The sequence below is a fragment of the Aquabacterium sp. T101 genome (assembly GCF_057219775.1).
This window is the reverse complement of the sequence record NZ_JBXVVZ010000004.1, coordinates 75,245-94,560: the sequence shown is the minus strand read 5'-3', so window position 1 is coordinate 94,560 and position 19,316 is coordinate 75,245. Positions and strand designations below refer to the sequence as shown.

Below are 19,316 nucleotides of genomic sequence, written 5' to 3'. Positions count from 1 at the left end.
GCCCAAGCCGGCAATCCTGCCGCTCGTGCGGGCTCGCAGGGTGTTCGCGGCGCGAAAAACACTGTATAAACATACAGCCTTCGCAGTGCCCTGAAACCGCCCTCCACCCCCCGCCGATCCGTCTGCCCATGCGCAGCGTTGCCCCCGCTTTCCCCGACGCCGCCGCATCGTCGCTGCCGGTCTGGCGCGCCGACCAGCTGGCGCCCGCCGTGGGGGCGGACGCCGTGCGCCCCACCGGCCACGCCGCGCTCGACGCCGAATTGCCCGGCGGCGGCTGGCCGGCGGCCGGCCTGACCGAGCTGCTGCTGCCCGCGCCCGGCTGCGGCGAGCTGCGCCTGCTGGCCCCGGCGCTGGCCGGCCTGCCGGTGCTGTGGGTGGCGCCGCCGCTGCTGCCGTATGCGCCGGCACTGGCCGCGCTCGGCCTCGCGGCCGACCGGATCACCGTGGCCTGCCCGGCCGGTGGGGCGGGCGCGGCCGGGTCGCACCAAGCCATCACCCAGGCGGCCACCCAGGCCGCCGACGCCGCCTGGGCCGCCGAGCAGGCGCTGCGCGCCGGCGTGCTGGGCGCGGTGCTGTGGTGGCAGGGCGCGGCGCCGGTGCTGCCGGCCACGCTGCGCCGCCTGCACCTGGCGGCCACCGAGGGCCGCACGCCGCTGTTCGCGCTGCGCCCGGCGGCCGCGCGCGCGCAGTCCTCGCCCGCGCCGCTGCGCCTGGCGCTGGACCTCGCCGGCCCGTCGCAGCTGGCGGTGGACGTGTTCAAGCGGCGCGGCCCGCCGCTGGCCGCGCCGCTGCATCTGGCGCTGCGCGGGCCGGCCCCGCGGCGCGCCGCGCCGGCCGCGACGGCGCCGATCGTGCTGCCGTCCGCGCCCGTTGCCGGCCCGGCGCCTGTGCCGGCCCGCATCGCCACGCCGGCCGACGCCGCGCCAGCCACCCCGCCCGACCTGCCGACCCATGCTGTGGTTCGCACTGCACCTGAGCGGGCTGCCGCTTGAGGCCTGCCTGGCCGCGCTGCCCGCGGCCGCGGCCGACGACGGAGCGCCCGCGACGGCCGCCGCCGCCACGCCGCCGTGCTGCGTGGTCGACGCGCGCCGCGTGCTGCTGGCCGACGCCGCCGCCACGGCCGCCGGCGTCGAGCCGGGCATGAGCGCGGCCACCGCGGCGTCGCTCGCGGCGGGCCTGCGCGTGTTCGCGCGCGACCCGGCGCAGGAAGCGGCGCAGGTGCAGCGCCTGGCGCTGGCGCTGGCGCGCTTCACGCCGTCGCTGGTGCTGCAGCCCGACGGCCTGCTGCTCGAGGTGCAGGCCAGCCTGCGCCTGTTCGGCGGCGCGCGCGCGCTGTGGCGCGCGGTGCGCGACACCGCCCGCGCCGGCGGCGTGCAGCGGCTGCGCATGGCCGCCGCGCCCACCGCCACCGCGGCCGCGGTGCTGGCACGGGTGGAGCCGGCCTCGCCCGCGCTGCGCCGGCTGCCGCTGGCGCAGCGCCTGGACGCGCTGCCGCTGGCCGGCGCGCTGGTGGCCTGGGGGCTCGACGCGCGGCTGCACGAGCTGCTGCACGGCGTGGGCTGCCGCACGCTGGGCGACGTGCGCGTGCTGCCGCGCAGCGGCGCGCAGCGGCGCGGCCTGGGCCCGCTGCTGGACGCGATCGCGCGCGCGCACGGCCAGGCGCCCGACCCGCAGCCCTGGTTCGAGCTGCCGCAGCGCTTCGAGATGGGTCTGGAGCTGCTGCACCGTGCCGACGACGCGGCGATGCTGGTGTTCGCGCTGCAGCGCCTGGTGCAGCCGCTGGCCGGCTGGCTGGCGCAGCAGTGGCTGGCCGCCACGCGGCTCACGCTCGTGCTGCGCCACGAGACCAGCCTGCGCCACGCGCGGCCCGACACCGAGCTGGTGCTCGCGCTGGGCGACCCCACGCGCGACGCGGCGCAGATCCAGCTGTTGCTGCGCGAGCGGCTGTCGCGCACCGTGCTGCCGGCGCCGGTGTACGCGCTGATGCTGCGGCTGGACCAGGCCTGCGCGCACGCCGGCCGCGAGGCCGTGCTGTGGCGTGAGCAGGGCAGCGCTGCCGGGGCTACCGGCGCCGCCGACGCGCAGGCGCTGTTCGACCGCCTGGCCGCGCGCCTGGGCGCCGACCGCGTGTGCCGCCCGGTGCTGGTGGCCGACCACCGCCCCGAGCGCGCGATGAAGCTGGTGCCCGCGCCGCAGGCCGCAGCGGCGGCCGGTGCGCGGCGCGGCGCCGCGGCCCGCACGGCGGGCAGCACCTCGAGCGGCACGGCACACGGCAATGCCAGCGGCACCGCCCCGCCCGCCCCCGACACCCCGCCGCGCCCGACCTGGCTGCTGCCCGAGCCCGCGCGCCTGGCCGAGGACCCGGCCAGCGGCCGGCCGCTCTACCAGGGCCGTCCGCTGGCGCTGCGCGGCCGCGCCGAGCGCATCGAGGCCGGCTGGTTCGACGCCGCGATGGCGCGCCGCGACTATCACGTGGCGCAGGCGCCGGACCGGCGCTGGCTGTGGGTGTTCCGCGAGCAGCGCCCGGGCGAGGCGGTGGCGCACTGGTACCTGCACGGCGTGTTCGGGTGAGGCCGTGCCGCAGCCCACCCACCCCAAGGCGCCGCGCCCGGTGCCGCCGCTGGCCTCGCCGGCCGTGCCGCCGGCGGCCGACCCGCTGCCCGCGTATGCCGAGCTGCACTGCCGCTCCAACTTCAGCTTCCTCGTCGGCGCGTCGCACCCGCAGGAGCTGGTGGCGCGCGCCGCGCAGCTCGGCTACACCGCGCTGGCGATCACCGACGAGTGCTCGGTGGCCGGCGTGGTGCGCGCGCACGAGGAGGCGCGGCGCCAGGCCGAGGCCGGCAATCCGCTGCGCCTCGTCGTGGGCAGCGAGTTCACGCTCGAAGGCAGCGCCGCGCAGCCGGGCTGCCGCCTGGTGCTGCTGGCGCACTGCCGCGAGGGCTACGCGCAGCTGTGCGAGCTGATCACGCGCGCGCGGCTGCGCGCCGACAAGGGCAGCTACCGCGCCACGGTGGACGACCTCGCCGCCGGCCTGCCGCAGTGCAGCGCGCTGCTGGTGCCGCGGCGCGAGGACGCGCCCGAGGTGCTGCTCGCGCAGGCGCGCTGGCTGCAGGGCCTGTTCGGCGAGCGTGCCGCGGTGGCCGCCGAGCTGCTGATGCATGCCGACGACTCGCTGCTCGTCGAGCGGCTGGACGCGCTGGCCGCGGCCACCGGCATCGACATCGCCGCCGCCGGCGACGTGCTGATGCACGTGCGCTCGCGCAAGGCGGTGCAGGACACGCTGACCGCGATCCGGCTGCGCACGCCGGTGGCCGACTGCGGCTACGCGCTGGCGCGCAACGCCGAGCAGCACCTGCGCTCGCGCCTGCGCCTGGCCCAGCTGTGCCGGCCCGAATGGCTGGCCGCCGCGGTCCGCATCGCCGATCGCTGCCGCTTCAGCCTCGACGAGCTGCGCTACGAGTACCCGGCCGAGCTGGTGCCCGCGGGCCACACGCCGATCTCGTGGCTGCGCGCGCTGGTGCAGCGGGGCGCGGCGCAGGAGCGCTACCCGCAGGGCGTGCCGGCCGCGGTGGCGGCGCAGCTCGAGCGCGAGCTGGCGCTGATCGAGGAGCTGCGCTACGAGCCCTTCTTCCTGACCGTGCACGACGTGGTGCGCTTCGCGCGCGGGCGCGGCATCCTGTGCCAGGGCCGCGGCTCGGCGGCCAACTCGGCGGTGTGCTACTGCCTGGGCATCACCGAGGTGGACCCGACGCAGACCACGCTGCTGTTCGAGCGCTTCATCAGCCGCGAGCGCCGCGAGCCGCCCGACATCGACGTCGACTTCGAGCACGAGCGGCGCGAGGAGGTCATCCAGTACATCTACGGCAAGTACGGCATCGGCCGCTGCGCGCTGGCCGCGGCGCTGTCCACCTACCGCGCGCGCGGCGCGGTGCGCGACGTCGGCCGCGCGCTCGGCCTGGACGACCACCCCGGCGGGCCGATCGACGCGGTGGCGCGCTCGGTGCACTGGTTCGACGACGTGCAGCGCCTGCAGCGCGGCCTGGAGGAGGCAGGGCTGGACGCGCAGTCGCTCGTGGTGCGGCAGTGGATGTCGCTGGTGGGCACGCTGCAGGGCTTCCCGCGCCACCTGTCGCAGCACGTCGGCGGCTTCGTCATCGCGCGCGACAGCCTGTCGCGCCTGGTGCCGATCGAGAACGCGGCGATGCCCGAGCGCCGCGTCATCCAGTGGGACAAGGACGACCTCGAATCGCTCGGCCTGCTCAAGGTGGACGTGCTGGCGCTGGGCATGCTGTCGTGCATCCGGCGCGCGCTGGCCTTCATGACGCTGTGGCACGGCCGGCCCTGGCGCATGCAGGACATCCCGCGCGAGGACGCGGCCACCTACGACATGGCCTGCCGCGCCGACACCGTGGGCGTGTTCCAGATCGAGAGCCGGGCGCAGATGAGCATGCTGCCGCGCCTGAAGCCGCGCTGCCTGTACGACCTGGTGATCGAGGTGGCGATCGTGCGGCCGGGCCCGATCCAGGGCGGCATGGTGCATCCCTACCTGCGCCGGCGCGAGGCGCGCGCGGCCGGCACGCTGGCGCCGTCGCGCTACCCGGCGCTGGACGCCGCGCTCGGCCGCACGCTGGGCGTGCCGATCTTCCAGGAGCAGGTGATGCAGATCTGCAGCATCGCCGCCGGCTTCACGCCCGGCGAGGCCGACCAGCTGCGCCGCGCGATGGCGGCCTGGCGCCGCGACGGCCACGTGCACCGCTTCGAGCAGCGCATCAAGGACGGCATGGCCGCGCGCGGCTACGACGCCGAGTTCGCCGACGGCATCTTCCGGCAGATCTGCGGCTTCGGCGAATACGGCTTCCCCGAGAGCCACGCCTACAGCTTCGCGCTGCTGGCCTACGTGAGCGCCTGGCTCAAGTGCCACGAGCCGGCGATCTTCGTGGCCGCGCTGATCAACTCGCAGCCGATGGGCTTCTACGCGCCCGCGCAGCTGGTGCAGGACGCGCGCCGCCACGGCGTGCAGGTGCGCCCGGTGGATGCCGCCGCCAGCGACTGGGACTGCACGCTCGAACGCGCCGACGCGGCACCGGCACCGGCTGCGGGCGCATCGGCCGCGACCGATCCCCCGGCCACGCCGCAGCCCGCGGTGCGCCTGGGCCTGCGCCTGGTGGCCGGCTTCACCCAGGCCGGCGCCGAGCGCCTGATGGCCGCGCGCCGCGAGCGCGCCTTCGCCGACGTGGACGACCTGGCGCGCCGCGCGCGCCTGGACGCGCGCGACCTGCAGGCGCTGGCGCAGGCCGACGCGCTGGCCACGCTGGCCGGCCACCGCCGGCGCCAGCTCTGGGCCGCGGCGGGGCAGGGCCGGCCCGAGCGCGCGCTGCTGGCCGACGCGCCGGTGACCGAGGCCGCGCACGAGCAGCCCGACCTGTTCGAGGCGCCCGAGGGCGAGGCGATCGCGCTGGACTACCGCGCCACCGGCCTGACGCTGCGCCGCCACCCGATGGCGCTGCTGCGCGAGCGCGCGGCGCGGCGCGGCTGGAAGAGCGCGCAGCAGCTGGAGGCGGCGGCCGACGGCAGCCCGGCCTGGGCCTGCGGCATCGTCACGATGCGCCAGCAGCCCGAGACCGCCAAGGGCACCATCTTCGTCACGCTGGAGGACGAGACCGGCAGCGTCAACGTCATCGTCTGGCGCCACGTGCGCGAGCGCCAGCGCCCGGCGCTGATGCGCTCGCGGCTGCTGGCGGTGGCCGGCACCTGGCAGCGCCAGGACGGCGTCACGCACCTGGTGGCGCGCCGCCTGGTGGACATGACGCCGTGGCTGGGCGCGCTGGCCACCCACTCGCGCGACTTCCACTGAGCCACCGGGCGGCGCAGGCCCCCGTGAACTCCCGGCCCCCGATGCCGGGGGGTTGACCGGCATGCGACTTGCGGAGACAACGCAGCCTGCCACCAAAAGCAACAACCGGGGAGCCTCGTCAGGCGGCCCGCGTTCGGGAGCCACCGATGAACTTCTCGATCAAGCCCGCCCTCGTGGCGGCCTTCGCCGTCGTCTCCGCCCTGCCGGCCACCGTGCTGGCGGCCGAGGCCCTCACCACCACCGTGACCCCGCTGTCGGCGGCCGTCACCTACAGCGTGCCGGCCAGCGCCAGCCGCGCCGCGCTCGACACCTACATCGGCTACCGCGTGCGCGTGGCCAATACCGGCACCGTCGCCATCGCCGGCGCCACCTTCGCCGGCACGCTGGCCGCCACCGACACCGACGAGCGGCCGAGCTTCGCGTCGGCCGAAGGCGCGGCCTGCCATGCCGAGGCCGACACGCGCACCGTCAAGTGCGACCTCGGCGCGATCGCCCCCGGGGCGGCCCTGCCCGAGTTCGTGCTGTTCTTCAAAGCGCCGGCCAAGGACACGGCCAGCCCGCTGCCCGACGGCGTGGCCGGCAGCTGCACCACCACCGACTGCGCGGCCTTCGGCGGCTACACGGTCTTCACCGCGCTGTCCGACAAGGGCGGCCGCACGCGCCTGCGCTACTTCCTGGCCAACTGGAGCGCCGCCCCGGTGACGCTGGGCACCTTCAACCCGTCGCTGGTGACGACCGCGGTGCAGCGCACCGGCGGCACGGTGTTCACCGGCAACGGCGCGGTGACCACCGGCGACGACAAGTTCACCACCGCGGTGGCGGTGCCGGCCGGCCCCACCTACACCACGGCGCAGATCCGCGAAGAGGCCGAAGGCCAGTTCTGCTCTAGCAACTTCACCGACTGCTTCCGCTCCGACGTCACCATCCCCGGCACCTTCAACCCGTACCTGACGATCGTGCTGCGGCAGGACAAGTCCACCATCGTCAAGGGCTCCAGCATCGCCAGCGTGCTGGTGAAGTACTTCGACGAGAACGGCGTGGCCTACATCGTCGGCGACTGCGCCAGCCCGACCACGCCGCGCAGCGACGGCCTGCCCTGCGTGGCGCGCCGCACCCACTACTCGACCTCGTCGGTGCCGGGCTGGACGCCCGAGCTCGACGGCGACTTCGAGTGGACCCTGATCAACCTGAGGAACGGCTCCTACAAGGTGTTCTGAACCCGGCCGCGCCGGGCCGCCGCGCAACCGGCGGCCCGCTCAGCGCGCGGCCCAGTCCGCAACGCGCCCGGCCGCGGCGCGATGCCCCTTGGCGCGGTACAGCGCCACGGCCTCCTGAGCCGCCTCGCGCCAGCCGTCGCGCCCCACGGCCCGCAGCACCGCGGCCATCTCGGCCAGGGCCTCGGCCTGCAGCATCGACGCCTCGGTGCCGCGCGCCAGCGCCACCGCCTCGCGCGCCATCGCCTCGGCGCCGTCCGCGTCGCCGGCCCGCGCCAGGATCGGCGCGCGCACCATTCGCCACAGCGCCTGCGACTCGACGTCGTCGGCGCCGGTGGCCTCCTCCGCCGTGCGCGTGAGCGCGAGCGCCTCGTCGTCGCGGCCCTGGTCGCGCGCCAGCTTCGCGATCAGCGCCGCCAGCGTGGACAGGAAGTAGGTCTCGCCCTTGGCGGCCAGGAAGTCGGCGTCGGCCTGGGCCTCGCGCTGCGCCTGCGCCAGGTCGCCGCCCTGCAGCTCGACGCGCGCGAGGTCGATCGCGGTGGACGCGGCGTACACGCCCTGGCCCAGCTCGCGCAGCATCGCGCGCGCCTGGCGGTAGTGCGTGCGCGCCGCGTCGAGCCGGTCGTCCATCGCCAGCAGCTGCGCCAGCGCACAGCGCACGTTGCATTCGATCTGGCGCTCGCCCAGGCCGGCGGCCAGCAGCTGCTCGCACTGCGCGATCGCCTCGGGCACGGGCAGCGGCCCGTGCAGCGCGTTCATCGCCATCATCAGCCCGTTGCGCGCCACCACGCGTTCGCTGCCGGCGCGCCGCGCATGGGCGATCGACTGCGCGCCGGCCTCGTCGGCCTTCTGGTAGCGGCCGGCGATGCCGTGCACCAGCACCACGAGGCGCCACGCCGAGGCCAGTTCGGCGCTGGCGTCCAGCCGCTCCAGCACCGGGATCACGGCGTGGGCGACGCGCAGCGACTCCTCGCTCCAGTCGCCGCCGCCGTCGCCGCTGTACAGGCGCACGAACATCGCCTGCACGCGCGCGGCGCACTGCACGCGCTCGTCGCCGTGGCGGGTGGCCGCCTCCAGCGCGTCGTCGAGCGCGGCGCGCGCGCCGGCGAAGTCGCCCAGGCTCATCAGCGCCTCGGCCAGCGGCGGCAGCAGCGCGCGGCGCTCGGCGTCGTCGGCTTCCAGCGTGGCGGCGGCGCGGCGCAGCAGGCTGGCTGCGGCGTGCATGTCGCCGCGCGCGGCGGCGCGCCGGCCGGCCGAGCCCAGGCGCCGCGCCGCGTCGCGGCCCGCGGCCAGGCCCTCGGCGTCCAGCGGGCCCAGCTCGCGCAGGTAGCGGTGCGCCTGCTCCAGGTGGTAGCCGAGGATCTCCTCGAACTCGCGGCCGCGGTCGCCGTCGGCGTTGACGCGGTCGGCCCAGCGCACGAACTGCAGGTGCATCTGCGCCCGCGCCCGCTTGAGCAGGCCGTTGTAGACCGTCTCGCGCACGAGGTGGTGGTGGAAGCGGTAGACGAGGTCGCGCTCGGTGGGCTGGGCCGGGCGGATGAACTGCTTGCGCGCCAGCGCGCCCAGGTGGGTGGGCAGCGCCGCGCGCAGCGCGTCCGGCGCCAGCGACTCCACCGCCGACTGGGCGAACTCCAGCCCGATCACCGAGGCCGGCTCCACCGCTGCGCGCTCGGTGCGGTCGAGCCGGTCCAGCCGCGCTTCCAGCAGGGCCTGGATCGTGGGCGGCACGGCGATGTCCGCGCCGTCGTCGGCCAGCACCCAGCGGCCGTCGGCCTGGCGCAGCGTGCCGGCGTCCACCAGCATCGACAGCATCTGCTCGGCGTACAGCGGGTTGCCCTCGGCGGCGCGCACCACGCGGCCGACGAGCGTGTCGGGCAGCCCGGTGGCGCCCAGCAGCTGCGTCACCAGCCGCGCCGCGGCCTCGTCCGTCAGCGGCTTGAGCGCGATGCGCTGCGTGCCCGGCTGCGTGCACCACTCGGGCCGCGCCTCCACGAGGTCGTGCCGCGCCGTGGCCAGCACCAGCACCGGCACGTCGCGCGCGTGCTGCTGCACATGCTCGAGCAGGTCGAGGAAGGCCGGCTCGGCCCAGTGGATGTCGTCGACGAACACCAGCAGCGGCGCGTCGGCGGCCTGGCGCTCGACGAAGCGGCGCGCCGCCCAGTTGATCTCGTTGAGCGGGAAGGCCGCGCCGCCCAGGCCCGCCGCGCTGATCAGGCGGTCGGCCACGTCGGGCTCGCCGATCGTGTCGCGCAGGCGCGCCAGCACGGCGTCGGCGCGGTCGCTGTCGCGGATGCCCGCGGCGTCGCGCAGCATCATCAGCAGCGGCCAGAAGGTGATGCCGTCGCCGTAGGGCAGGCAGCGCCCGGCCAGCACGCGCGCGCCGGCGGCGATGCGGTCGATCACCTCGAGCACCAGGCGCGACTTGCCGAAGCCCGCGTCGGCCAGCAGCGTGACGGTGCGCACCGCGCGTTGCGTCGTCGCCTCGTGCCAGGCCTGCTGCAGCGCCGCCAGCTCGGCCTCGCGCCCGACCAGCGGCCGGTCGTGGCGCCGCACCAGGCCGTCCTGGCCGCGCACCGCCACCAGGCGCAGCGCCGGAACCTTCTGCGCCTTGCCCTTGAGCGCGAGCGGCTCCACCGGTTCCACCTCGACCGCGTCGCGCACCAGGCGCCACGTCAGTTCGCCGAGGTAGATCTCGCCCGGCGGCGCGGCCTGCTCCAGCCGCGCGGCCAGGTTCACCGCGTCGCCGGTGGCCAGCTGCTGGTCGGCCGTGGGGTCGTCGTTGGCGACCACCTCGCCGGTGTTGATGCCGGTGCGGTTGGCCAGCGCCACGCCGTAGCGGCCGCCCAGGTCGGCGTTGAGCCGCGCCAGTTCGGTGCGCATGCCGGCGGCGGCGCGCACCGCGCGCAGCGCGTCGTCCTCGTGCGCGCGCGGCAGGCCGAACACGGCCATGATCGCGTCGCCGATGTACTTCTCCACCTTGCCGCCGTGGCGCACGATCTGCGCGGCCATGGCCTCGAAGTAGCGCGCCTTCACCTCGTGCAGCGCCTCGGCGTCCAGGCGCTCGCCCAGCGCGGTGGAATCCTTCAGGTCGCAGAAGACGATGGTCACCGTCTTGCGCACCTCGCGCACCGGCAGCGCGGGCGCGGCCGCGGCCAGCGGCGTGCCGCAGTAGCCGCAGAGCCGGAACTTGGGAGGGTTGTCTTCGCCGCAGGACGGGCACGCGACCATGCCGCGGAGTCTAGCGTTGGCCCCGCGCCCCACCGGTGTGCACGGAACTTGCTGTGGTGGTGCATGGACCCGACCGCTCCCGCACCCGCTGCCGCACCCACCCCGGCCGACTCCCCGATCCAGGCCTTCGTCAACGCCCTGCATGCGCGCTTCGCCGGCCTGGCCGACGGCCGCGTGGCCGACTACATCCCCGAGCTGGCCAAGGCCGACCCGTCGAAGTTCGGCATCGCCATCGCCACCGTGGACGGCCGCGTCTACGAGGCCGGCGACACGCGCGCGCCGTTCACCATCCAGTCGATCTCCAAGCCGCTGGTGTACGGCGTGGCGCTGGAGGACTGCGGCGCCGAGCGCGTGCGCGCCAGCATCGGGGTGGAACCCAGCGGCGACGCGTTCAACTCGATCAGCCTCGAGGCCGGCACCGGCCGCCCGCTCAACCCGATGATCAATGCCGGCGCCATCGCCACCAGCTCGCTGGTGCAGGGCGCCGACCGCGACGCCCGCCTCGCGCGCGTGGTGGGCGCGCTGTCGGCCTACGCGGGCCGGCCGCTCGCCATCGACGAGGCGGTGTTCGAGTCCGAGCGCAGCACCGGGCACCGCAACCGCGCCATCGGCCACCTGCTGCGCAACCACGGCATCCTGACCGACGACCCCGAGCCGGCGCTGGAGCTGTACTTCCGCCAGTGCTCGGTGGTGGTGGACGCGCGCGACCTCGCGCTGGTGGCCGCCACGCTGGCCAACGGCGGCGTCAACCCGGCCACCGGCCAGCGCGCGGTGGCGGCCGCGCACCTGGGCGCGATCCTCAGCGTGATGACCACCTGCGGCATGTACGACTTCGCCGGCGAGTGGGTCGCGCGCGTGGGCATGCCGGCCAAGAGCGGCGTGGGCGGCGGCATCGTGGCCGTGCTGCCGGGGCAGCTGGGCATCGGCGTGTTCTCGCCCGCGCTGGACGCGCGCGGCAACAGCGTGCGCGGGGTCAAGGTGTGCGAGGCGATCTCGGCCGAGCTGGGCCTGCACTTCCTGCAGCCGCCGCGCGTGGCCGGCGTGGCGGTGCGGGCGCGCTACGACGGCTCGCAGGTGCGCTCCAAGCGGCGCCGCTCGGGCGCGGAGGCCGCGCTGCTCGACCGCCTCGGCGCGTCGATCGTGGTGCACGAGCTGCAGGGCGACCTGCGCTTCGCCACGCTCGAGCCGGTGATCCGAGCGCTCAGCGAAGCCACGCCGCAGCCCGCCTTCGCGGTGCTCGACTTCAAGCGCGTGGCCCATGCCGACGCGGCCTCGGTGCGCCTGCTGGCGCGCCTGGTGGAGGCGTTCGGCCGGCGCGGCGCGCATCTCGTGTGCAGCCGCGTGCGCCGCGGCAGCGCGATCGACGCGCTGCCCGGCGAGCTGGACCCGCATCACGCCGGCGCGCTGGTGTTCCAGCCCCAGCTCGACCTGGCGCTGGAATGGTGCGAGCGCCGACTGATCGAGCGGCACACGCGCGAGCGGCCGGTGCAGCGCCTGGCCGCGCTGGCCGAGCATGCACTGTGCGCCGGCATGTCGGCGGCCGACGTCGCCACGCTCGACGCCCATCTGGTGCGCGAGCCCATCGAGGCCGGCACGCTGGTGTTCCGCCGCGGCGACGCGGCCGACGCGCTGTACCTGCTGCTCGGCGGCGAGGTCAGCATCGTCGTCGCGCTGCCCGACGGCTCGGTCAAGCGCCTGGCCACCCTGGGCCCGGGCATGGCCTTCGGCGAGTCGGCGCTGTTCGCCGACGGCGTGCGATCGGCCGACCTGCGCGCCGACGCGCAGGTGGACTGCGCCAGCCTCGACCGCGCGGCCTTCAGCCGCCTGGAGCGGGACCACCCCGCCGTGGCGCTGCGACTGCTGCACAACGTGCTGCGCAGCACGCATGCCACGACGGCGCGGCTGACCGCCGAGGTGGCGGCCCTGGAAGCCTGACCCTCGGGCCCCGCGGGGCCGCCCGGCGCGGGCTCAGCCCGGCCCGGCGTCCGGGCGGCGTGCGGGCGGCTCGTACCAGCGCGACTCCGGCACCACCTTGGGCTGGGCCGGGTCGTCGTAGTAGCCGGGCGACATGATCTGCACGCCGTAGCGGTTGAAGGTGTCGAGAATGGCCGCGCGCAGCGCGCTCATGGCGCGCGCGCGCTCGGCCGGGTCGGTGGCGCGCACCTGCACCACCAGCCGGTACTCGACGTAGAAGTCCGACAGCGCGGTCTGCGACACGTAGGGCGCGGGGTCGGTGGCGATGGCCGGCACCGCGCGGGCCGCCTCCTCCAGCAGCGCATGCACCTGGCGCCAGGGCGTGTCGTAGCCGATGGTCACCGACGTGTCGTGGACGAAGGCGCCCGCGCGCGCGCTGCGCGAGTGGTTCACCGTGACGTTGCCCAGCACCAGCGCATTGGGCAGCGCCACCTCGGTGCCCAGGCCGGTGCGCAGCCGCGTCACGAACAGCCCGATCTCGGTGACCGTGCCCTCGGTGTCCTGGATGCGCACGTACTCGCCGAGCGACAGCGCGCGGGTGTAGACGAGGATCACGCCGCTGGCCACCTGGCCGACGACGCCCGACGCGCCGATCGACAACATCACGCCCAGGATCACCGACAGGCCCTTGAACGCCTCCGTCTGCGCGCCCGGCAGGTAGGGGTAGGCCATGGCCAGCGCGAACAGCCACAGGCAGGTGTTGACGATGTGCCGCGTGGCCGGTGCCGTGTGCGCGTCCAGCAGCCCGAGCTTGAGCCGGCCCGAGCCGACGAGGCGGAACACCTCGGCCGACACCTGGGTCAGCACGCGCGCGGCCAGGAAGATCACCACCGCGACGAACAGCCCCGGCACCGATTGCGCCATCGCCCCCAGCCCCTGCAGCAGCAGGCCCGAGAACGCCTGGAACAGGCCCTCGCCGATCGAGCGCGTGTAGGCGAACTGGTCGAGCGCGAAGACGACGAACACGTAGACCAGCAGCAGGCTGGCGGCCCACGCCATCAGCACGGTCACCTGCGTGACCACCGAGCCGGCCAGCGGCGACATGCGCGACGCCAGGCCGGCGTCGGGCAGCCCGCGCATGCCGCGGTCCAGCCGCGCGGCGACGGCATCGCGCAGCCAGCGCGTGGCCCGCCACAGCAGCACCAGCGCCAGGCCGAGCACGAAGGCCGCGCCCAGCGCCCGCGTCAGGCCGGTCAGGTTGGCGCGGGTGTCGCGCCGCTCGCGCGCCTCGCGCCAGGCGGTCTGCAGCGAGCGCGACGCCGTGTTGGCCAGGCCCTGCGCGGTGGTGCCGCTGCCTTCGGGCACGTCGCCCGGCAGCACGGTGAACATCGGCTTGCCGTCGAGCTCGACCATCGCGCCGTCGCCCTGCACGCGCACCGAGGTCCAGCCCTCGCCCGGCCCGTCGAAGGCCCGCAGGATGCGTGCGCGCGCGCTGTCGGCGCGTTCGGCGGGCGTGTACTCGCCCTGCGCGGTGCGGAACTCCAGCACCGTGCGCGTGCCCAGCACCAGCGACGCGGGCGGCGGCGCGTCGGCCGCGACGGCCGGGGCCCACGGCAGCACCAGGGCCAGGGCCCACGCGCCCAGCAGCAGGGCCTGCAGGGCGGCCCGGCGCCAGCCTCGTCCCGGAGCTCGTGCGCGCATCGTGGAAGCGTCGCCGGTTCGGCCGGCGATCGTGCAGCAGGGGGTGGCGGCGATGCTAGCGCACCGCAGGGGCGATACTGCCGGCCCGCCATGCAGATCGACCAGCTCCGCCACCGCCTGCGCGCGCTCGGCGCCAACCCGGCGCACGAGTCGCATGTGCTGCGCCGCTGGGCCCAGGCCCGGCCGCAGACGGGCGGCCGGCGCCGCATGGAGCATTACCTGCCGCGCGCGCTGTGCGACGCGTTGCCCGCGCTGGCGCAGGAGCTCGACGCGCTGGCGCAGGTGCGCTCGGCGCACGAATCGGCCGACGGCGGGCAGCGCCTGCTGGTGGCGCTGGCCGACGGCCAGACGGTGGAGTCGGTGCTGCTGCCGGCCACCGGCAAGTCGCACGGCGTGTGCGTGTCCACGCAGGTGGGCTGCGCGGTGGGCTGCGTGTTCTGCCAGACCGGCGAGGGCGGCCTGCTGCGCCAGCTCGGCAGCGCCGAGATCGTGGCCCAGGTGGTGCTGGCGCGCGCGCGCCGCGCGGTCAACAAGGTGGTGTTCATGGGCATGGGCGAGCCCGCGCACAACCTCGACGCGGTGATGGACGCGATCGCGCTGCTCGGGGCCGAAGGCGGCATCGGCCACAAGAACCTCGTGCTGTCCACCGTGGGCGACGCGCGCCTGTTCGACCGCCTCGATGCGCTGCCCGCGGGCGCGGTGCGGCCGGCGCTGGCGCTGTCGCTGCACAGCACGCATGACGAGCGCCGCGCCGCGCTGCTGCCGCGCGCGCCGCGCCTGCCGGTGGCCGACCTGGTGCAGCGCGCCGAGGCCTACGCCCGCGCCACCGACTACCCGTTGCAGCTGCAGTGGACGCTGATCGAGGGCGTGAACGACGGCGACGACGAGCTCGACGCGCTGGTGCCGTTGCTGCGCGGGCGCCATGCGATCCTGAACATGATCCCGCTCAACGCGGTGCAGGCCTACGGCGGCCGGCGCCCGTCGGCCGAGCGCTGCACCGAGATCTTCCGCCGGCTGAACCAGTGCGGCGTGCTGACGCGGCTGCGCCAGTCGGCGGCGCAGGACGTGGACGGCGGCTGCGGCCAGCTGCGCGCGCGCGGCGCCGCGGCGGGGCAGCCGGTGCCGGTGTCAGTGCCGGTGCAGGGGCCGCGGCCGCGCGCGGCCTGACGCCGCCGCAAGGCGCTGGCGCCCGGCGCGCCGACCATCGGGAAGCTGCGCTCAGCGGCCGCGTTCGGCGCGCGCCTGCGCGAGCTGGCGGTCGAGTTCGGCCTCGGTCATGCGCTTCAGGGCGCAGAAGTTGGCCTTGCTCAGCGGCGACGACTCGAACGCGCGCAGCAGCAGCGCGCGTTCGCGCTGCGCCGGGTCGGCCGGCAGCGCGAGCGAGGGCTCGGGCGCGCGCGGCGGGCGCTGCGGCGCGCCGCCGCCGGCGCGGAAGTCCCCGCGCGGCGCACCCTGACGCAGGCCGCCGTCGCCCCGCGGCGGGCGTTCGCTGGAGCGGTCGCCAGGGCGGTGGCCCGGGGGCGGCCCGCGGCGCGCGCCGTCGCGCGGGTCGTGGCGCGGCCGGTCCTGCGGCCCCGGGCGGGGGCCGTCCTGCGTGGCGTGGCGCGGGGCCCGTCCCGGCGCGTCGAGCGGTCCGCGACGCTCGCCGTCGCGGGGCCCGCGCGCATCGGCGCGCGGGCCTTCCGGCCTCGGGGGGCGCGGCGGCCGCGGCGGGCGGTCATGCCGCGGCGGGCGAGGGGTCGCTCCGGGTGCCGCGGCATCGCCGGCGGTCGCCGCGGCGCCCTCGGCGGAAGCGCCCGCCGACGCTGCCGCGCCGTCGTGGCGCGGCGCGCCGCGGCGTTGCGCCGCGCGGCGCTCGGCGGCGATCGCATGACGGCGCGCCAGCTCTTCCACCGCGGCGGCACGATGTTCCTCGGCGATCTCGCCCGCGGGCTGGCCGTCGAGGTCGAAGCGCTGCGCGCCCTCGGCGACGAGCGCCTTCAGGTAGGCGCCGGTGGTGGTGTAGCGCGAGAAGAAGATGCCCAGCGTGCGCTTGCTGAACACGCCGGGCGCGCGCGCCTGGATGTCGGCCTGGATGCGCAGCTTGATCGGCTTGAACGGCCCGGGCCCGCCGGGCGCCACGAACAGTGCCGGGAACAGCTCGGCCAGGCGCGCACCGCAGGCCGCGGGCGACAGCTCGCCCGGCGCGGCGGCGGGCGCTTCGGCGGCCGCCGCTTGCGAGTCAGAGGCTTGCGAGTCAGAGGCTTGCGCTTCGGGGGCTTGCTCAGCCGGCAGGTCGCCAGCGGCGACGTCCGCAGCGGGCGCCGCATCGACCGGGGCGTCCGCCGCAGGCGGTGCGGCCGCAGCCTCGGTCTCGACGGACGGGGCTGCAGGCTCGGCCGGTGCGGCGGAGGACGGGTCGGTGGGCGTGCCGCCCGGGGTTTGCGCTGACATGATCGGGCGCGATTGTCGTCGAGCCGCGCCGATCCTGTAATCTCGCAGGCCCGCGCTCCGCGGCGGCCTGCCCCGCTTCCCATGTTCGGCATCACCGACTACGGCGCCTTCTGCGCCGCCATCCTGCTGTTCCTCGCGCTGCCCGGCCCGGGCACGTTCGCGCTGCTCACGTCCACCGGCAAGGGCGGCCTGCGCGCCGGCGCGGCCGCCACCTTCGGCGTGATCGCGGGCGACCAGGTGCTGCTGTGGCTGGCGGTGGCCGGCGTGGCCGCGCTGCTGGCGGCCTACCCGGCGGTGTTCAAGGCCGTGCAGTACGCGGGCGCGGCCTACCTCGCCTGGATCGGCCTGAAGCTGATGTTCTCGCGCGGCGACGGCAGCGCCTCGCCGGCCCACATCGAGCCGCGCCACTACGCGCGCCAGGCCTTCCTGATCACGCTGCTCAACCCGAAGGCCATCGTGTTCTACATGGCCTTCTTCCCGCTGTTCATCGACCCGGCCACGCACCGCGGGCTGCCCACCTTCGCGGCGATGGCCGCCACCATCGCCGCGATCACCGCCGCCTACTGCCTGACGCTGTGCGCGTTCGCCAACGCGGTGGCCGAGAAGGTGCGCGCGCACCGCACGCTGGCGCGCTGGCTCGAGCGCGCAGCGGGCGTGTTCCTGGTCGGCTTCGGCATCCGCCTCGTGAAGGACTGACGCCGTGACCAAGGTGTTCTGCGTGGCCAACCAGAAGGGCGGCGTCGGCAAGACGACGACCACCGTGAACCTGGCCGCGGGCCTGGCGCAGGTGGGGCAGCGCGTGCTGGTGGTGGATCTCGACCCGCAGGGCAACGCCACCATGGGCTCGGGCATCGACAAGCGCCAGCTGGAGCTGTCGGTCTACGACGTGCTGCTGGAATCGGCCAGCGTGGCCGAGTCGCGCCAGCGCAGCGAGAGGGGCGGCTACGACGTGCTGGGCGCCAACCGCGAGCTGGCCGGCGCCGAGGTGGAGCTGGTGGCGCTGGAGCGCCGCACCGAGCGCCTGGCCGCCGCGCTGGCCGCGGCCGCCGACGACTACGACTTCGTGCTGATCGACTGCCCGCCGTCGCTGTCGCTGCTCACGCTCAACGGCCTGTGCAGCGCGCACGGCGTGATCGTGCCGATGCAGTGCGAGTACTTCGCGCTCGAGGGCCTCACCGACCTCGTCAACACGATCAAGCAGGTGCACGCCAACCTGAACCCCAAGCTGCAGATCATCGGCCTGCTGCGCGTGATGTTCGACCCGCGCATCACCCTGCAGCAGCAGGTGAGCGACCAGCTCAAGGCGCACTTCGGCGACAAGGTGTTCGACGCCGTGATCCCGCGCAACGTGCGCCTGGCCGAGGCACCGAGCTACGGCCAGCCCGGCGTGGTGTTCGACCCGGCCTCCCGCGGTGCGCAGGCCTATGTGGCCTTCGCGCGCGAGATGGTGCAGCGCGCGGGCCGCCTGGCGGCGTGAGCGCCGGCACGCCGCAGCGGGCCCCGGGCACCGCGCCGCTGGCCGGCAACGCCGGCACGAACCCCGCGCTCGACGCGCTGCTGCTGCAGCGCGTGGAAGACGCCGGCCTCAACGCCAGCGCGCCGCCGCAGCAGCTGTGGTCCGACGGCTGGCTGGTGCGCTTCTCGCCCGGCAAGGCCAAGCGTGCGCGCTGCATCAATGCGGTGGCTGACGGCCGCCTGCCGCTGGACGACAAGCTGGCGCAGGCGCGCGCGGTGTTCGCCGCGGCGGGCCTGCCGATGGTGCTGCGCATCACGCCCTTCACCCGGCCCGCGACGCTGGACCGCGACCTGCAGGCTCGTGGCTATGCGCCGATGGACGACACGCGCGTGATGGTCGCCGCGAGCCTGGCGCGGCTGGCCGTGCCCGCGCTGCCGGACGGGCTGGCCTTCGAGCCGCTCGGCCTGGGCGCGATGGCGCAGGCGGTGGGCGCGCTGCGCGGCTCGCCGCTCGCGCAGCGCCAGGCGCATGCCGAACGGCTGGCCGCCGCGCCGGTGCCCTTCCGGGCGCTGGCGTTGCGGCGCAAGGACGACGGCGCCGTCGTGGCCTGCGGCCAGTGCGCCGTCGAGGCCGGCCTGGCCGGCCTGTACGACGTGTTCGTGGAACCGTCGGTGCGCGGCCGCGGCCTGGCCCGGGCGCTGTGCACGCGGCTGCTGGCCGACGCGCGCGAGGCCGGTGCGCAGGCGGGCTATCTGCAGGTGGAATCCGACAACGCCGCCGCGCGGGCGGTGTACGCCCGGCTCGGCTTCGTCGACGGCTACGGCTACCACTACCGCGTGCAGCCCTCAACTTCCGGGCTGGCGGGCTAGCGCGCGGGCGTCTTCGGCGCCACCGGCGGCTGCGCCGGCGGTCGCGTCGCCGCGACGCGCGGCTTGCCCGGCCCGATCTTGCCGTCGGCGCGCGCCGACAGGTAGGCGTACAGGTCCAGCACATGCGCCGGCACCTCGGCGTGCTCGTCCCAGGCCGGCATGCGCACCACGGTGCGGGCGGCGCCGCGCTCGCGGCGCATGATCTCCTCCAGCGTGGCCTCGCGCTCGCGCGCGCGGTCCTCGGCACGGCCTTCCACCGACGGCGGCACGAGGCGGTAGCTGGTGAGCACCTTGTTGGCGAAGTCGCGCGGCGTCATCGTGCGCACGCGCTCCACCAGGTTGGGCGCGAGGTCGGTGCCGGTGCCGCCGCTGCCGTGGCAGCCGAAGCACACGCTGTGGAACACGCGCCAGCCGAGGTAGGTGCCGCGGTCCACGCGACCGCCGACGACGCGGTACTCGCCGGGCGGGGGGTCGGCGGCGAAGGCCGGGACCGGCAGGAGGGCGCACGCCAGAACGACCCACAGGGCGAGGCGTTCGACAGGTTCGGCCAGAGGCAGGCGAAGTCTCATGGGCGGAGTGTGCGCCCTGGCCGGCCTGTGCCCTTGAACTGCCTCAAGACAGTAGCATCGGTGAACGCGGCCGCCGGA

13 protein-coding genes are annotated in these 19,316 nt (G+C 76.0%); 9 read left to right on the top strand and 4 right to left on the bottom strand.

Features of this window, described 5'->3' with window-relative positions:
- The first annotated feature begins 128 nt into the window (after nt 1-128).
- The 4 genes from imuA to AC2EAQ_RS12100 all read left to right on the top strand — a co-directional run bounded on the left by imuA (nt 129) and on the right by AC2EAQ_RS12100 (nt 7,071).
- Nucleotides 129-992 carry a translesion DNA synthesis-associated protein ImuA gene (gene imuA, locus AC2EAQ_RS12115; RefSeq protein ID WP_484644085.1) on the top strand — a complete coding sequence of 288 codons (864 nt, stop codon included), beginning with the start codon at nt 129-131 and terminating at the stop codon, nt 990-992.
- Nucleotides 952-2,571: a Y-family DNA polymerase gene (locus AC2EAQ_RS12110; protein ID WP_484644083.1), complete on the top strand. Its 1,620-nt coding sequence runs from the start codon at nt 952-954 to the stop codon at nt 2,569-2,571. Before imuA ends, AC2EAQ_RS12110 begins: the two co-directional genes overlap by 41 nt.
- Before the next feature lie 64 nt (nt 2,572-2,635).
- The gene (locus tag AC2EAQ_RS12105) at nt 2,636-5,854 is read left to right on the top strand and encodes an error-prone DNA polymerase (protein WP_484644847.1); all 3,219 of its coding nucleotides are present in this window, start codon (nt 2,636-2,638) and stop codon (nt 5,852-5,854) included.
- A gap of 146 nt (nt 5,855-6,000) precedes the next feature.
- On the top strand, nt 6,001-7,071 hold the full coding sequence (locus tag AC2EAQ_RS12100) for a hypothetical protein (protein ID WP_484644080.1): 1,071 nt from the start codon (nt 6,001-6,003) through the stop codon (nt 7,069-7,071).
- A gap of 39 nt (nt 7,072-7,110) precedes the next feature.
- Here the strand turns inward: AC2EAQ_RS12100 and AC2EAQ_RS12095 are convergent, their stop codons facing one another.
- Nucleotides 7,111-10,296: an AAA family ATPase gene (locus AC2EAQ_RS12095; RefSeq protein ID WP_484644077.1), complete on the bottom strand. Its 3,186-nt coding sequence runs from the start codon at nt 10,294-10,296 to the stop codon at nt 7,111-7,113.
- 63 nt (nt 10,297-10,359) lie between these two features.
- On the opposite strand from AC2EAQ_RS12095, the gene glsA reads away from it, so the two are divergent.
- Complete coding sequence (gene glsA / locus AC2EAQ_RS12090; protein WP_484644075.1) at nt 10,360-12,231, top strand: glutaminase A; 1,872 nt, start codon at nt 10,360-10,362, stop codon at nt 12,229-12,231.
- Nucleotides 12,232-12,264: 33 nt separating this feature from the next.
- Here the strand turns inward: glsA and AC2EAQ_RS12085 are convergent, their stop codons facing one another.
- Nucleotides 12,265-13,911 (bottom strand): mechanosensitive ion channel family protein, encoded by a 1,647-nt coding sequence (locus AC2EAQ_RS12085; RefSeq protein WP_484644073.1) that lies wholly within the window; start codon nt 13,909-13,911, stop codon nt 12,265-12,267.
- 90 nt (nt 13,912-14,001) lie between these two features.
- Between AC2EAQ_RS12085 and AC2EAQ_RS12080 the strand changes: the two genes are divergently transcribed.
- Nucleotides 14,002-15,078, top strand: coding sequence for an RNA methyltransferase (locus AC2EAQ_RS12080; protein WP_484644071.1), 1,077 nt, complete (start codon nt 14,002-14,004; stop codon nt 15,076-15,078).
- Between the two features lie 51 nt (nt 15,079-15,129).
- Here the strand turns inward: AC2EAQ_RS12080 and AC2EAQ_RS12075 are convergent, their stop codons facing one another.
- On the bottom strand, nt 15,130-16,344 hold the full coding sequence (locus AC2EAQ_RS12075; protein WP_484644069.1) for a ProQ/FINO family protein: 1,215 nt from the start codon (nt 16,342-16,344) through the stop codon (nt 15,130-15,132).
- An 81-nt stretch (nt 16,345-16,425) separates the two neighbouring features.
- On the opposite strand from AC2EAQ_RS12075, the gene AC2EAQ_RS12070 reads away from it, so the two are divergent.
- From AC2EAQ_RS12070 to AC2EAQ_RS12060, 3 genes are read left to right on the top strand one after another with little or no spacing between them, the layout of a single operon-like run.
- Nucleotides 16,426-17,040, top strand: a complete 615-nt coding sequence (locus AC2EAQ_RS12070) for a LysE family transporter (RefSeq protein WP_484644066.1) — start codon at nt 16,426-16,428, stop codon at nt 17,038-17,040.
- A 4-nt stretch (nt 17,041-17,044) separates the two neighbouring features.
- Entirely contained in the window at nt 17,045-17,821 is a 777-nt protein-coding gene (locus tag AC2EAQ_RS12065) for a ParA family protein (protein WP_484644064.1), read from the top strand.
- Entirely contained in the window at nt 17,818-18,669 is an 852-nt protein-coding gene (locus tag AC2EAQ_RS12060) for a GNAT family N-acetyltransferase (protein WP_484644062.1), read from the top strand. The genes AC2EAQ_RS12065 and AC2EAQ_RS12060 overlap by 4 nt, the downstream gene beginning before the upstream one ends.
- On the opposite strand, the gene AC2EAQ_RS12055 is transcribed toward AC2EAQ_RS12060, so the two are convergent.
- Nucleotides 18,666-19,238 (bottom strand): c-type cytochrome, encoded by a 573-nt coding sequence (locus AC2EAQ_RS12055; protein ID WP_484644060.1) that lies wholly within the window; start codon nt 19,236-19,238, stop codon nt 18,666-18,668. The two genes, AC2EAQ_RS12060 and AC2EAQ_RS12055, sit on opposite strands and share 4 nt — an antisense overlap.
- Between the last annotated feature and the right edge of the window lie 78 nt (nt 19,239-19,316).

Coding starts and splice junctions, on each gene's coding strand:
- imuA (WP_484644085.1), top strand. CDS start 129: ATGCGCAGCGTTGCCCCCGCTTTCCCCGACGCCGCCGCATCGTCGCTG.
- AC2EAQ_RS12110 (WP_484644083.1), top strand. CDS start 952: ATGCTGTGGTTCGCACTGCACCTGAGCGGGCTGCCGCTTGAGGCCTGC.
- AC2EAQ_RS12100 (WP_484644080.1), top strand. CDS start 6,001: ATGAACTTCTCGATCAAGCCCGCCCTCGTGGCGGCCTTCGCCGTCGTC.
- AC2EAQ_RS12095 (WP_484644077.1), bottom strand. CDS start 10,296: ATGGTCGCGTGCCCGTCCTGCGGCGAAGACAACCCTCCCAAGTTCCGG.
- glsA (WP_484644075.1), top strand. CDS start 10,360: ATGGACCCGACCGCTCCCGCACCCGCTGCCGCACCCACCCCGGCCGAC.
- AC2EAQ_RS12085 (WP_484644073.1), bottom strand. CDS start 13,911: ATGCGCGCACGAGCTCCGGGACGAGGCTGGCGCCGGGCCGCCCTGCAG.
- AC2EAQ_RS12080 (WP_484644071.1), top strand. CDS start 14,002: ATGCAGATCGACCAGCTCCGCCACCGCCTGCGCGCGCTCGGCGCCAAC.
- AC2EAQ_RS12075 (WP_484644069.1), bottom strand. CDS start 16,344: ATGTCAGCGCAAACCCCGGGCGGCACGCCCACCGACCCGTCCTCCGCC.
- AC2EAQ_RS12070 (WP_484644066.1), top strand. CDS start 16,426: ATGTTCGGCATCACCGACTACGGCGCCTTCTGCGCCGCCATCCTGCTG.
- AC2EAQ_RS12055 (WP_484644060.1), bottom strand. CDS start 19,238: ATGAGACTTCGCCTGCCTCTGGCCGAACCTGTCGAACGCCTCGCCCTG.